The sequence below is a fragment of the Methylotenera versatilis 7 genome, assembly GCF_000799165.1.
GTDB classification, from domain to species: Bacteria; Pseudomonadota; Gammaproteobacteria; order Burkholderiales; family Methylophilaceae; genus Methylotenera_A; species Methylotenera_A versatilis_A.
In genome coordinates this window covers 1,301,417-1,315,255 of the sequence record NZ_JUGF01000002.1, presented here as the reverse complement: position 1 = coordinate 1,315,255, position 13,839 = coordinate 1,301,417, and the positions used below count along the sequence as shown (strand labels likewise).

General features: G+C 38.5%; 12 protein-coding genes. 10 read left to right on the top strand and 2 right to left on the bottom strand.

Translation table 11 applies throughout. The features are described 5' to 3' along the window. The first annotated feature begins 132 nt into the window (after positions 1-132). The 10 genes from K370_RS10415 to K370_RS10370 all read left to right on the top strand — a co-directional run bounded on the left by K370_RS10415 (position 133) and on the right by K370_RS10370 (position 11,734). Positions 133-318, top strand: a complete 186-nt coding sequence (locus K370_RS10415; RefSeq protein ID WP_047541372.1) for a helix-turn-helix transcriptional regulator — start codon at positions 133-135, stop codon at positions 316-318. A 389-nt stretch (positions 319-707) separates the two neighbouring features. Continuing rightward, positions 708-1,919, top strand: coding sequence for a tyrosine-type recombinase/integrase (locus K370_RS10410; protein ID WP_047541370.1), 1,212 nt, complete (start codon positions 708-710; stop codon positions 1,917-1,919). A gap of 82 nt (positions 1,920-2,001) precedes the next feature. Next, positions 2,002-4,158 (top strand): restriction endonuclease subunit M, encoded by a 2,157-nt coding sequence (locus K370_RS10405; protein ID WP_052185236.1) that lies wholly within the window; start codon positions 2,002-2,004, stop codon positions 4,156-4,158. Further along, a complete protein-coding gene (locus tag K370_RS11895; protein ID WP_052185235.1) occupies positions 4,145-5,497 on the top strand; it encodes a restriction endonuclease subunit S in 1,353 nt (450 codons plus the stop codon). Before K370_RS10405 ends, K370_RS11895 begins: the two co-directional genes overlap by 14 nt. Then, on the top strand, positions 5,494-6,966 hold the full coding sequence (locus K370_RS10395; RefSeq protein WP_047541369.1) for a hypothetical protein: 1,473 nt from the start codon (positions 5,494-5,496) through the stop codon (positions 6,964-6,966). Before K370_RS11895 ends, K370_RS10395 begins: the two co-directional genes overlap by 4 nt. Then, positions 6,963-7,829, top strand: coding sequence for a hypothetical protein (locus K370_RS10390; RefSeq protein WP_047541368.1), 867 nt, complete (start codon positions 6,963-6,965; stop codon positions 7,827-7,829). The genes K370_RS10395 and K370_RS10390 overlap by 4 nt, the downstream gene beginning before the upstream one ends. Before the next feature lie 123 nt (positions 7,830-7,952). Next, complete coding sequence (locus tag K370_RS10385) at positions 7,953-8,192, top strand: helix-turn-helix transcriptional regulator (protein ID WP_047541366.1); 240 nt, start codon at positions 7,953-7,955, stop codon at positions 8,190-8,192. 47 nt (positions 8,193-8,239) lie between these two features. After that, entirely contained in the window at positions 8,240-9,568 is a 1,329-nt protein-coding gene (locus K370_RS10380) for a DUF3631 domain-containing protein (RefSeq protein ID WP_052185234.1), read from the top strand. 277 nt (positions 9,569-9,845) lie between these two features. Next, the gene (locus tag K370_RS11890) at positions 9,846-10,574 is read left to right on the top strand and encodes an HNH endonuclease (protein WP_052185233.1); all 729 of its coding nucleotides are present in this window, start codon (positions 9,846-9,848) and stop codon (positions 10,572-10,574) included. 467 nt (positions 10,575-11,041) lie between these two features. Beyond that, complete coding sequence (locus tag K370_RS10370; protein ID WP_047541365.1) at positions 11,042-11,734, top strand: SDR family oxidoreductase; 693 nt, start codon at positions 11,042-11,044, stop codon at positions 11,732-11,734. A 22-nt stretch (positions 11,735-11,756) separates the two neighbouring features. Here K370_RS10370 and K370_RS10365 read toward each other — a convergent pair whose 3' ends face one another. Both K370_RS10365 and K370_RS10360 read right to left on the bottom strand, forming a co-directional pair. After that, the gene (locus tag K370_RS10365) at positions 11,757-12,950 is read right to left on the bottom strand and encodes a GNAT family N-acetyltransferase (RefSeq protein WP_047541364.1); all 1,194 of its coding nucleotides are present in this window, start codon (positions 12,948-12,950) and stop codon (positions 11,757-11,759) included. Between the two features lie 124 nt (positions 12,951-13,074). Beyond that, a complete protein-coding gene (locus tag K370_RS10360; protein WP_235272733.1) occupies positions 13,075-13,614 on the bottom strand; it encodes a hypothetical protein in 540 nt (179 codons plus the stop codon). Positions 13,615-13,839 lie beyond the last annotated feature (225 nt).

Here is a 13,839-nt window from a genome sequence, read left to right as displayed (position 1 = left end):
ATTTACTTTTTTGTTTACAGGTAGTAAATATTCTAACTATCATATCAACTTACAAACCTTAATAAACTCTTGTTAAATAAGTTATCTATGCAGCCAGTGAAGAGTTTTAAGTTTCAATTCAAAGATTAAATAATGCTTGAAGATAGATATATAAGAATTAAAGAACTCGCCATAATGTTGAGTATTGGGAAAAGTACAATTTACAGATTGATACAGCAAAATAAATTTCCAAAGCAAATTAAACTATCCGAAAGAACGAGTGTTTGGAGACTAAGTGTAATTAATAGATGGATGGAAGAAAAAGAAACCCAAAAATGATAATTAATATTTTTAGTTGGGACACTAGCGGGACAGTAATAGAAAAATTTCCCGCATAACTGATAACAATGTAGAAATGTACTTTTTAAGTAAGTTATTGATTCTATTATTGATGTCTATTACTGAATGTTCTGTGTTTATAAATTCCAAGGATTCATAATCCTGGGGTCGAGGGTTCAAGTCCCTCTTTCACCACCAATTCACTGTATTACGCAGTACATTACAGTACACCAAACCCGCATAAATGCTTAGTTTATGCGGGTTTTTTGTTTCTTCTCGTACATTCCAATTCATTGCAATTTAAACCTTAATGGGGGCATAATATAGACAGTTATGCCCCCAATTGATTTTTGATGCCCCCAAAGCAACTTTTTAATAGGTTAATTTAGATGAATCTTTCAGATATTCAAGTTAGAAAAAGCAAATCAGAATCAAAGGCTTACAAACTTTCAGACGGTGGGGGCATGTATCTTGAAGTGATGCCTAACGGCTCAAAATATTGGCGATTAAAATATCGCTTTGATGGGAAAGAGAAAAAACTTGCTTTGGGTGTGTATCCCGATGTGTCTTTAGCGCTTGCTAGAGAGCGTAGGCAAGATGCTAGAAGCTTATTAGCAAAGGGTGTCGACCCAAGTGAAAATAAAAAAGCCGTTAAAGCTGCTAAATTTGAAAAATCTGAAAATAGCTTTGAAGTTGTAGCGCGTGAATGGCTTGCTTCTCACATGGCAAATAAAGCAGCTAGTCATAGAGAAAAAGTTATTAGACGTTTTGAGTTATATATTTTTCCGTGGCTTGGTAGCAAACCAATTGCAGATATTACTACCCCACAAGTGCTAGATGCCATTAAGCGCATTGAAAAATTAGGCATTCTAGAAACTGCTCATCGTGCGCTACAAACATGCGGTCAAGTATTCAGATATGGGGTTCAAACGGGTAGAGCCCTTAGGGATGTAACAGCCGATTTAAAGGGGGCTCTACCCCCCTCTAGAACTGAGCACATGGCATCATTTACTGAACCTAACGATGTTGCTGAATTATTAAGGGCTATAGAAGGGTTTAAGGGGACAATTACAGTGCAATGTGCATTGCGCCTAGCCCCCTTAGTTTTTGTACGTCCTAGCGAGTTAAGAATGGCTAAATGGGCAGATATAGATTTAGAGACTGGGGAGTGGCGTTATCTTGTAAGTAAAACAAAAACAGACCACTTAGTACCCCTACCCCGCCAAGCTATAGAAATACTGAAAGAAATTCAGGGATTTTCAGGGCATCGTGAATATGTTTTTACAGGCGGTCATTCGCCTCTTAGACCAATGAGTGAAAGCGCGATAAATGCAGCACTTAAACGAATGGGTTATGACACAAAAACACAGATTACAGGGCATGGTTTTAGAGCAATGGCACGTACCATTTTGCACGAACGCCTAAACATAGACCCACATATTATTGAACATCAATTGGCGCATAAAGTACCAGATACATTGGGAGCTGCATATAATCGCACTAAATTTATAGCACAGCGTAAAGAGATGATGCAAATTTGGGCAGATTACTTAGATAAATTAAAAGCAGGTGCTATTGTAATAGAACTTAAAAAAGCATAAATAATAATTGTAAAATTCACTCAATAAACAAAGTCATAAATTTAAGATAACTTATTTTTACAAAAATGAGTCAGGGAAGTAAATGAGCGCAGAAATAATAATAAATTACATTCAAGATGGCGTAAAAAAAGGCCTCATTCGCTTTTACGATGAAAACAAACGGATTGAATACATTCATCAAAAGAAAAGCCGCAACTTCACAACGCCTGAAGAGCAAGTCCAAGCCGAAACCTATTGCCGCCTAATTTTAGAGTATGGCTATCCAGTACAACGCGTACTAAATTTCATTACTGTAACAATGGGAGTAGAAAAAAAAGAGGCTGACATCGTGGTGTACAACGATGATGAATGCTTGCAACCGCACATATTAGTAGAATGTAAAAAACAAGAGGTTTCAGAACAAGAATTTACCCAAGCCGTAAATCAAGCTTATTCATACGCTCACGCACTGCCCAATAATGTGAAATTCGTTTGGGTAACTTCTAAAATAAAAAATGTATTCTTTCAGGTTGATAAAGCCAAAAACTTACGGATTGCAGAATCAGATATTCCAGCTTACGGGGTAGATAAACTTGCACCCTATAAGTTTGTAAAAAATGCTGACAAGCTAACTTACAAAGAACATGACCAAAAGTTTTTTGATATTCGCGTGGTAAGTGAAGACGAGCTGACGCGCCGCTTTAAACTTGCACATAATGCGCTATGGGCTGGCGGGCAACTTAACCCATCAGAAGCTTTTGATGAGTTAGACAAACTAATTTTTTGCAAAATTTGGGATGAGCGTATAGCTCGTAAAAATGGCGACCCTTACGACTTTCAAATCATTCAAGTAGAAGCAACCACCCCAGAAATTGCACTTAAAAAGACTAATGAAGCCTTATTTCAACGCGTAAATGCGCTTTATGAAGAAGGCCGTAAAAAAGACCCTGAAGTATTCCGCGATAACATCCGCCTTACAACAGAGCGCGTGCGCACCATTGTTGAGTATTTGCAAGACATTAACCTAAGCAAAACCGATTTAGATAGCAAAGGCCGTGCATTTGAAACTTTCATGGGTTCGTTTTTCCGTGGGGAGTTTGGGCAATACTTCACCCCGCGCCCGATTGTGCAATTTATTGTGAATGTGTTGCCGATTAAGCACGATTCATTAGTATTAGATACCTCATGTGGCAGCGGAGGCTTTTTGCTACATGCGCTTGAAAAAGTGCGCCGCCAAGCCGATGAATACTTTGATAAAGAAAGTAATGAACACTGGCGGCACTGGCACGACTTTGCCGAGAAAAATCTTTACGGTATAGAGATTAATGAGCAAATTAGCCGCACTGCAAAAATGAATATGATTATTCATGATGATGGTCACACCAATGTCATCACAGCAGACGGTTTGCTTAAAGCCGATGCATTGCAGGAACAAACCAAAAATCAAGGCTTTAAGTATGGGCGTTTTGATTTTATTATCACCAACCCGCCATTTGGTAGCGCGGTAAAACTCACCGAAAAAGCCTATCTGCAACAATACGGCTTAGGTAATAAAGACGTTTCTTGGTTAGACCTTAAAAATAGCGGGGTTAAAAACCGTGATAGTCAAAGCACTGAAGTGCTATTTATTGAGCAATGCCACCAGTTTTTAACCGAAAACGGTTACTTAGCCATCGTGTTGCCAGATGGCGTACTGACTAACAGCAGTCTGCAATATGTGCGCGACCAAATTGAAGACTGGTATCGCATTATTGCCGTAGTGAGTTTGCCGCAAACCGCATTTACCGCCACAGGCGCAGGCGTAAAAAGCAGTGTGCTGTTTTTACGTAAATACAGCGAACAACAAACTGAGCTGATTAAACAGCAAAAACTCAGCCTGCAAAATAACATACTCAATGAATACAACTACAAAACAATCGTAGAAAAGTTAGAACGCGAAAAACTAGCTACCATTAAAAATGCCACTGGCGCGGTTTACACTGGCATGCTGGCAGAATACAAAACCACAGAAGACTACAAAACTTGGAAAGCAGAAATTAGCAACGAATACACCGAAAAAATCAATGCGCTAAAAGAACAATTAGAAGAGGCTTATGCTTTAGCCAAACAAAGCAAGCTGCCTGATTACCCAATTTTTATGGCGATTGCCGAAGATATAGGCTATGACGCAACAGGTAAGCAAACAGGCACGAATGAGCTGGACGTAATAGGCTCAGAACTCGCCCGTTTTATTGTAGAGGTGAATAATGGCGGGGTTTGAATTAAGTGCGGGAGCGAATGCGAATAAAGTATTTTTGGCTAATCATTCTGAATTAGCCGAACGATTTGACCCAGAAATGGTTTCGTATAACAAAAAAGTTAAGCAATTCAAATACGCTACCAAACCACTTAAATCTTTGTTGCTTACATCTCCTCAATATGGTGCAAATGAAAGCGGCATAACACGCAACAGTGCACAATCTCCTCGCTATGTGAGGATTACTGACATAAATGAATATGGTAATTTAATTGATGGTTTAGGTGTCACAGCTGAAACTGTAGAGAAAAAATACATATTAAACAACAACGACTTATTGTTTGCCCGCAGTGGAAATACTGTAGGGAAAACCTATTTACATAAGTCCGATGCTGTTTCATACAGCTGTTTTTTCGCAGGCTACATGATTAGATTTGTCGTTGATTCAAAAAAAATACTATCCGATTTTTTGTTTCTTTATACGCAGCTAGCCCCTTATAAAGACTGGGTAAAAGCCGTGCAAAGAACGGCGGGGCAACCTAATATCAATGCTGAAGAATATAAATCATTGTTAATACCTTTGCCCGATTTAGCTACTCAAGAAAAATTTGTTGATAAATATCAGCAAGCCGAACAGGCAAAACAACAAAAAGAAGAGCAAGCGCAAGCCCTGCTAGATAGCATAGACGGCTATTTGTTGGGCGAGCTAGGTATTACCCTTACCGAACAAGATAACCACCTTGAAAAGCGCATTTTTACTGTGCTATTTAGCGAGGTAACAGGTGGACGCTTAGACCCTGATATTTGCTTTACTAAGCATTACAAAATTGAAGGTGGCAGTTATGCAAACTCACCTTTACACAAACTAGCACATGTTAATAAAGGTCAAAGCATTACTTCTAACCATATTATCGCTGGTAAATATCCAGTTATCGCTGGTGGACAAAGCAGTCCATACTCGCACAATGCCTTTAATTATGAAGGTAATATCATTACAGTAAGCGCATCAGGTGCTTATGCAGGGTTTGTTTGGTATCACGATTATCCAATTTTCGCATCGGATTGTTCGGTGATTCAATCGAAAGATGAAGAAATTCTCAATACGCTGTATTTAGCTGAATTACTAAAAACAAAACAAAAAGAAATTTACAATTTACAGCAAGGTGCGGGGCAGCCTCATGTTTACTCCCGCGACTTAATGCAATTAAACATTCCTTTGCCACACATATCAAAACAAAATGAAATTGCCACCCACATCGCGCAAATCCGCGCCCAAGCCAAGCAATTGCAAACAGAAGCCGAAAATATTATAAAGACAGCCAAAACTGAAATTGAGTCTATGATTTTAGGTGATCCAGCATGATACTAAGAGGCCTTTTAGAGCGCTCATTAGGCGGATTTATTTGCATTCGTGGGTATGCAAAACTAGGTGATTTAGCTGAAATTTCAAAACCTAATGAGCAATATCAGCGTGATTTAGTACCAAGCCATAAAAAAGATTTGGAAAAATATCTAAATGCACGTGAAAGTGTTTTTTTCCCAGAAGTAATTCTGAGTTATACACTAAACCCTAGTATGGACAACATTACAATTTCTGGTACTGCTGAAATGCTTACTGCGTCTACCAGTATAGGCAAGAACATAACAATTACACAGTTCAACAGAAGTTATGCCAGTGCTAAAGATAGTAGGCAAAAAGAATGGGTGCGTTTAGTTACTTTAGAAATAAATGACGCCTATCTTGGGTTAGGTGCACCTAGTTTGTTTAATAGGATAGACGGCAATCACCGTTTAAGTGCTGCAAAAGAAGTTGATGCGGACAAAGCTGGTATACAAGCTCCATTTTGTTTGATTTTACTAAATGAAAATGATGAGGATGCAAAACTGCAAAGTGTAATTTTTCATAATATCAATAGTAAAGGTTTAGCATTAACCTCTGAAGAAAACTTGAAAGCGATTTTAGACGATACACGTTTTTCAGATGATGAGCTTAAACATAGTTTTGGTTGGGCTTATGTTAAAGCTAAAGAATTAATTCCTCAAATCGATAACGAATATTTGGGTTCGTTAAACCATGTATTTGGCACAAGACTACGTACAGTAGTCTTGAAAGGACTTGAGTTTTTAGCTTTGCAAAAGTTGATAAAAGAGACGAGCAGTATAAAGTCCATAAAACAAAAACTGGCAGTCGTTAATCAAGTTTTTAAGCAAGAAGCAAGACTGCAAGCCTGCCAAGAAATAGGTCTTTTGGTTGCATTTCTTTATTATGCTTTTAAAGATACTGGCAGTGATTTTGTTTTAACTACAGCATTTAAAAACTGGGTACTGCGAAATCATATTGACGAAATAAAAGATATAGATGCTGCAAGCATTGTAGACGTCTTTGACAGAGTACATGCTTCGCAGTTAAAAATTTTCATGGCAATGCCATATTCAGAAAGTGATGTTAATGATTACAACACCGCTTTAACAAATGCTGTTACTAAAATTAGATTAAATAACCAACACTTAAATATATTAAATTATCCGATTATGAGAACGCACTCGCCAACTCATGATGTTATCCAAGACATTCTGAATAAAATACAAAGTTGCGATGTCTTTATAGCAGATATTACAGACAACAATCCTAATGTGCTTTATGAATACGGTTTTGCGCGTGGTCAAAATAAGGCATGTATTTTATTAAGAAAAAAATCTGCTGAACAAGCAGTTAAGTCTGATTATGCAAATGATTTACGGTTCCACTTTGAGGGTTATACAGAATTAGAATCAAACTTAAAAACTGAAATTGAGCATGTACTTATAGCGCAAGGATTAGAAGTAAAATGACGCCAAAAGAAGTTGCGATTCATTACTTTGTACAAAAAAAATTTGGAATAATTTCAACACTTACTTCAACAATGGCATCTCTAAAACCTAACGAATCTAACGTGTTCATAGAGAAAAATTTAGAGATTGAAGCATACAAGTTAACGTTACGTAACATGCCAGACAACGAGCTTCTAACGTTACATATACAATCATTAGCAAAAGATACTGAGCAACGTAAACGTAACGTGATTAGTGAAGAAAACAGAAGGCCTTACAATCTGCCCTCAGCAAATGCTGATTTTGTGCATTGGGCAAAAGCAGCGCATTGGACACTTGACGAAGCAATAGCCCTATCATTTGGTAAAGAGCCTGCAATTGTTACATGGAAAGAAATTGAAAAATTAAAAGGTCAAACTGCCTTTGCTGTGTCATTTGCAAAACGTAGGGATTTAGCCTTGCGTGCAACCCGCTGGAAAAAGTTTGGTGACACTATTCCACCTGTTATTTTTATTAGCTGGGCTAAAGAGATAAATATTGAGTTGCCGAACGCTTTAATTGAGGAAGTTACAAAAATTGGCGGCGCTGCAACAAACTGGCATGAGCAATATCTAAAACTTAAAGCTGATTACGATGTATTAGCTGCACAACCCACCAATACACAAAAACCAGAATCTACTCGTAAAACCAATAATGTATTGCAAGCATTTACGGCTATCGCTATTGATGCTTATGGTTATGACCCAAAAGCTGAAAAGTCTACAGCCCCACAAGATATAGCAAATGCTTTGGAAAAGCTCGGGGCAGTTGGAAACCCAAAAACTATAAGAAGCTGGCTAAAAGAGGGTGCCGAGCTATTGCCTTCAAACCCGCATAAAGACTAGGACTTATGGGTAATTACCGATAACAAAACGGTAATTACCTTACACTTCGATTTTTGATGTATTAAATACAAACCCATGCAAGGCAATACCGCCTTGTGCAATCCAAACTAAAGGAATGTAAAAATGGGTAATACATCAAAACAAAACGAATCATTCACACCGCAGTTTTACAGACTGCCTCAATTAAAAGCTCGCTTAGGGGTTTCAGGTTCAAGCATTTGGGCTTGGGTTAAAAAAGGCACGTTCCCTGCCCCAATTAAATTAGCCGAAAATACCACCGCATGGCATTTATCAGACATTGAAGCTTGGGAAAAGTCACGTATTCAAGCAAGTCAAAGAATTAACGGTGAAAGCCATGTTTGAGGTTATAAAAATGACACGCTATAACCGATTATTTTTAGGTAGTTGATATGATGGTATCAACTGATAGTAAAGAAATGACTGTTAATCAGCCTCGTAACAATGATGATGAAGTAATCAGGCGGCTTGCAGCGCTTAAACCCTTAGATTATGACCGAATTAGAAAAGAGAGCGCAAAAGAACTCAATATTCGGCCTGCTACTCTAGATAAGCAAATCAAAGAAGCTCAATCTAAGAGTAGTAAGGAAAATTCGCAGTTCGATGATACAGAACCTTGGCATGAGCCCATTAATCCTGCTGGATTGTTAGATGAAATTACATCTACCATACAGCGATTTATAGTTTTAGATAAACACCAAGCCCAAGCAGCTGCTTTGTGGGTTTGCGCGTGTTGGTTTATTGACGAAATTCATTGCGCCCCTATTTTGCTGATTAATGCACCTGAGAGAGCATGTGGAAAAACACAGTTACTTACGGTATTGGCAAAGCTAGCCCCGCGGACAGCACAGGCGAGCAGTATTAGTCCTAGTGTTTTATTTCGCATGATTGAGACTTACAAGCCTACTCTATTTATTGATGAAATTGAAACTGTACTTAATGACAATGAAGACTTACGGGGGTTAATCAATGCAGGCCATACACGCGATAGCGCCTATGTTTGGCGTAGTGTTGCTAAAGGCGATGATTTTGAGCCTAAATGCTTTACCGTATGGGGCATGAAAGCGATTGCAGGCATTAATGCAATCAAACTTGCAGAAACCGTAACTAGTCGCTCTATTATCATCGAGTTAAGGCGGAAAAAGGCCGATGAAATTGTAGAAAGATTAAGGCATGCTGAATCTGACATTTTCCAAATCTTAGCTGCGAAACTTGCAAGGTTTTTGGATGATTTTCATGAGCAAGTTAAAGATGCTCGGCCTAAGTTGCCTGATAATTTGGGCGACCGAGACCAAGATAATTGGGAACCATTATTTCAGATTGCAAATGTAGCTGGTAGTCACTGGGTAGAGACAGCCTTAAATGCTGCTTTAAGTATATCCAATCAAACACAATCACCGCAAAGTAGTGCTAATGAATTACTCGCAGATATTAAAGAGATTTTTGATTCTAAGCAGACAATTAAAATATCAACTATTGATTTAATAAATGCGCTTTGTGAAGACACAGAAAAATCATGGTGCACCTATAACCGAGGAAAACAGTTAAGCCCTAGGCAACTATCAAACAAGCTGAAAGATTATGGAATCACATCTAAGACAATTAGATTTAATAGTTATGAAACTGCTAAGGGTTACGAAGCCATACAATTTAATGACGCCTTTGAACGCTATCTATCTGACTCCGATAATTTGCAGTTACAAAGTAACATTTCGTTGTAAGCCAAAATTGACGAGGCTGTTAATGTTACGTATACAGTAACTGTTACCGTAACATTAACAATAACGTAACGTAACATAGCGCGTAAATGCTGGATGTGACAGTGTTACGTAATGTATACGGTCGGTAACGATTACAGAGCCGTTACCGTACTGTAACGGTAACGGTAACGGTAACGGTTTGACAATAAACTCAAACTTACAGTTTATTAATAAGAAAGCTAATAAATTATTATCTATAATTAATAAAGTCTAAAACAAACATTGGATATATTTAATTATGCTAGATGAACAAGGTAGAAAAATCCTAGAAGTTTTAGTGGCTCATCTACCAAAGGTTAGAGCTGGCAAGCCTGAAACTTATCTAGGCTATAAAAAAATTCATGAAATTCTAGGGTTACCTCAATTAAGAGAACGCTGGGGTGAGAGTCTTAAAGTTCAAGGCTTATCTTCGTTAGCAGAATGGACTAAAAGCAATGAGCTTCCTGCTATAACTGGGTTAATTATTAGTATGGAAACTTATGAGCCAGGCGAGGGTTACTTTTCCCTCTTCAATAAAAGCGAAAATATCTATGAATGGTGGAAAGGGGAGATTGAAAAGTCTAAGGCATTTGACTGGTCACCCTATATCCAAGAAGAATTTAATTTGGTTCCTGCTGATTTAACTGTACCAGACAGGAAAGATATTACAATTTCAAGAATTATTAGAGATACACCTCTGTCAAGACGGGTTAAATCTCTAAATAACCAACAATGCCAAATTTGTGGTATTTCAATAGAAATGCCTGCAGGTAAGAAATATTCTGAAGCGCATCATATTAAGCCTCTTGGTCAACCTCATAACGGGCCAGACATAATAGAAAACATGATTTGTGTATGCCCAAACCACCATGCAATGCTAGATTATGGCGCAATAAAATTAGTTGCTTCTAACTTATTATTTAAACCTAACCATTCAATTTCAGAAGAGTTCATTAATTACCATAATGAATATATTCATAAACCCTAAGTACTATTGTCTAATCGGCTTTGCGTAAATTTTAATAATCTATATTAAATAATTTATGGGGGCACATTTGGGGGCATATCATCATATTAACAATGCTTAATTAAAGCCAGCTATGGCTAAAACAAGTTTGTTTGGTTGACTCTTTCACCATTTCACTATCTTTTGGTATCCAAGATAGTATAGAGAACCCGCCTAAGTGCGGGTTTTTTTATTGACTCTTTCCCACTCATAAGGCCATATCTTCGGATATGGCCTTTTTTTATTTTTATCAATATTTATTTATAGAAACTATGCTGGTGTGCGCTAAAAAATTACGTGTGAGCAGTTAGTAGTTGTGAGTCGCATACTGTCAATTAAGGCATCCACTTTAATTAAAAATTTGAGTGAAATTGTAGCCTAAAGATTAGCGTCGCGAATTTTCGATAAACTAAGTAAACTATCACGATAGTCTTAACAAGGATAACCCAATGAATCAATATCAAGTATTAATCACAGGCGCAAACCGCGGTATTGGTTTGGAATTTACCAGGCAATATGCGGCGGATGGCTGGAGAGTTCTGGCATGCTGCCGCGATCCAGAATCTGCGGCCGCATTGCAGACACTGGCAAGCGCCAGCAAAAATATACAAGTAATCGCGCTTGATGTTGGTAACTTTAGTCAAATTGACAGTCTTGCGTTGCAATTAAAAAACGAAGCAATCGATGTGTTAATTAACAATGCTGGCGTGTATCCACATAGCAACTTTGGTGATACCAATTATGAAGATTGGGCCGAAGCATTTAAGGTTAACAGCATGGCTCCGCTCAAAATGGCAGAAGCATTTGTACAGCACATCGCTCGTAGCCAGCTTAAAAAAATCGCTACACTTAGCAGCAAGATGGGCAGCATTGATGACAATACCAGCGGTGAAAACTACATTTACCGCACCAGCAAAACTGCTGTGAACATGGCGATGAAAAGTTTATCGATTGACTTAAAACCGTATGGTATTAGTATTGTAACTTTGCATCCTGGATGGGTGCAGACTGATATGGGTGGCGCAAATGGGCTGATTAACACGCAGACTAGCGTCACTGGATTACGGCAAGTGATTGCAGATCTAAGCTTACAAAGCACAGGCCAATTTATTGCATTTGATGGTAAATCTATTAATTGGTAACTCCATAAAAATAGCGATGCGCTTATAAAACTGTGTGTTTAAAAGGCGCTCGCTCTTCTAGCTCATTGGTGTATGCAGTCACCCCTTCGGCCTCACGGCTCAAAAACTGTTTGATTGCTCGCTCAAAATCTGGATGTGCGATTTTATGATAGGAGCAAGTTGACCGAGGCTCAAACCCACGCGCCAACTTGTGTTCTCCTTGTGCGCCGCCCTCAAAAAAAGTAATGTCTTCTGCAATACAAAATTGCTGTGCCTGGTAGTAACACAGTTCGAAATGTAAGCCAGATACGAATTGCGTCGCACCCCAATAGCGGCCATACAATGTAGTTCGATTATAAATATTCAAGGCGCTTGCGATGGGATTTCCATCTATTTCAGCCACGATTAACAAAAGATTATCGGGCATTGTTTTCGCGATTTCCGCAAAAAAACTACGTGTCAGATATGGCGTAGAATGGTGCTCACGGTAAGTATTGGTGTAACAATCATAGAAAAAATCCCAATCTCGCTCGCTCGCATCGGCGCCCTTAATTTGCCTGCAAACAATACCTGCCTGTGAAACTTTCTTGCGTTCCTGATGAATTTTTTTGCGTTTATCGTGACTTAATGTAGCTAAAAATGCTTCAAAATCGGGATATTTTTTATTCTGCCATCTAAATTGTACGCCTGTACGCTTTAACCAACCGGCAGCTTGCAATTGTTGCGCACAGCTTTCATCCGGGAAAAGCACATGCACACTGGAAAGCTGGTGTTGCTGCATCACATTTTCTAATGCCTCAATCACCATCATTTGCAGCTCAGGCTGTTCAGTTAATAATCGTCGGCTTGTAATCGGCGAAAAAGGAATGGCAGATAATAATTTGGGATAATAATTAAATCCGCTATGTTGATAGGCATCAGCCCAGGCCCAATCAAACACGTATTCGCCATAAGAATGGTTTTTTAAGTACAAAGGCATTGCTGCTATAAGTTTTCCACCTAACTTAATCACCAAAGGATGCGGCATCCAACCTGTACCCTGCCCGACCGAACCTGAGTTTTCTAATGCGCTTAGAAATGCATGACTCAGCAATGGAGTGCCATCTGTTAACGCATCCCAATCAGCAGGCTTCACTTGACTGATACTGGTGATGATTTCCACGCGAAAATCGTGCGCAGATTCTGCATTAACTTGTTGGGCTTGTACTTGTGTTGAAATATCTTGCGAGGAAGTCATCAATACTTTTCAATCGATACCAAAATCCACATATGACAGTATTGAATATAAGCTAATCGGAGTAAAGACTGCTGTAAAAAAGACCAGCAAAATGAGTTAAATAGATGGGTTGACTTGGACTGAGCTAAATGGGACGTTTGCGGATATTAGACGCTTGTTTGTTATCTTTAGCTTTGCTTTTATCTTTAATTGCGGTTTCAGCTTCTATAATTTTCTGTGCTTCAATTTTAGCTTCTGCGGCTTTTTGACGTTCGATTAATTTCGCCTGTGCAAGCTGTAACTCTTCTAAAGTGATGACGCCATCTTCATCGACATCGACATAGCTAAAATGGCGCGCGATTTGTGGCAAGCACAAAGTAGCTTCTTCACGATCAAGCGAATCATCATTATCTTTATTACAGTCATTAAAGCGCTTCTCGATACTTTCTTGCATGGCTTTGCGTTTATTTGCAATTTGAGCATGCTCTGGGTCAGTCGATCTTGCATAATCCGATAATGCTTTGCGCAAACGGGCACGATCTTCAGGGCTGAAATTGTATTCAAGCGTTTTTTCTAAACCACTTACGTCTGTTTCTTCAATCAACGATTTATCATCACTCAGCAATGCGTTCCTGCTTCCTGCCGAAACAGGCGTTGCAAGCAAAGTTCCAAACAGCGCTAGCATCGATAAAGCCGGAGTTAGATAATGTGCTTTTAAAACCATTGTTGATGAGTTCTCGTTCTTTCTAAAATATTTTTCGTATTGAAAAAAATTGACCAACTAACAAGATTTGCAATCATGAATCAGCATTGTTAATGTAATGTTTCACAACCCCTTATATTTGTAACTATTTGTAACGATTAATTGTTAACATTAAGACGTTTAATCATGATGAAAAGTTTTCACAAT

Bases quoted from the DNA above. Each gene is read 5' to 3' on its own strand.
- K370_RS10415 (WP_047541372.1), top strand. From the start codon at position 133: ATGCTTGAAGATAGATATATAAGAATTAAAGAACTCGCCATAATGTTG.
- K370_RS10410 (WP_047541370.1), top strand. From the start codon at position 708: ATGAATCTTTCAGATATTCAAGTTAGAAAAAGCAAATCAGAATCAAAG.
- K370_RS10405 (WP_052185236.1), top strand. From the start codon at position 2,002: ATGAGCGCAGAAATAATAATAAATTACATTCAAGATGGCGTAAAAAAA.
- K370_RS11895 (WP_052185235.1), top strand. From the start codon at position 4,145: ATGGCGGGGTTTGAATTAAGTGCGGGAGCGAATGCGAATAAAGTATTT.
- K370_RS10395 (WP_047541369.1), top strand. From the start codon at position 5,494: ATGATACTAAGAGGCCTTTTAGAGCGCTCATTAGGCGGATTTATTTGC.
- K370_RS10390 (WP_047541368.1), top strand. From the start codon at position 6,963: ATGACGCCAAAAGAAGTTGCGATTCATTACTTTGTACAAAAAAAATTT.
- K370_RS10385 (WP_047541366.1), top strand. From the start codon at position 7,953: ATGGGTAATACATCAAAACAAAACGAATCATTCACACCGCAGTTTTAC.
- K370_RS10380 (WP_052185234.1), top strand. From the start codon at position 8,240: ATGATGGTATCAACTGATAGTAAAGAAATGACTGTTAATCAGCCTCGT.
- K370_RS11890 (WP_052185233.1), top strand. From the start codon at position 9,846: ATGCTAGATGAACAAGGTAGAAAAATCCTAGAAGTTTTAGTGGCTCAT.
- K370_RS10370 (WP_047541365.1), top strand. From the start codon at position 11,042: ATGAATCAATATCAAGTATTAATCACAGGCGCAAACCGCGGTATTGGT.
- K370_RS10365 (WP_047541364.1), bottom strand. From the start codon at position 12,950: ATGACTTCCTCGCAAGATATTTCAACACAAGTACAAGCCCAACAAGTT.
- K370_RS10360 (WP_235272733.1), bottom strand. From the start codon at position 13,614: ATGCTAGCGCTGTTTGGAACTTTGCTTGCAACGCCTGTTTCGGCAGGA.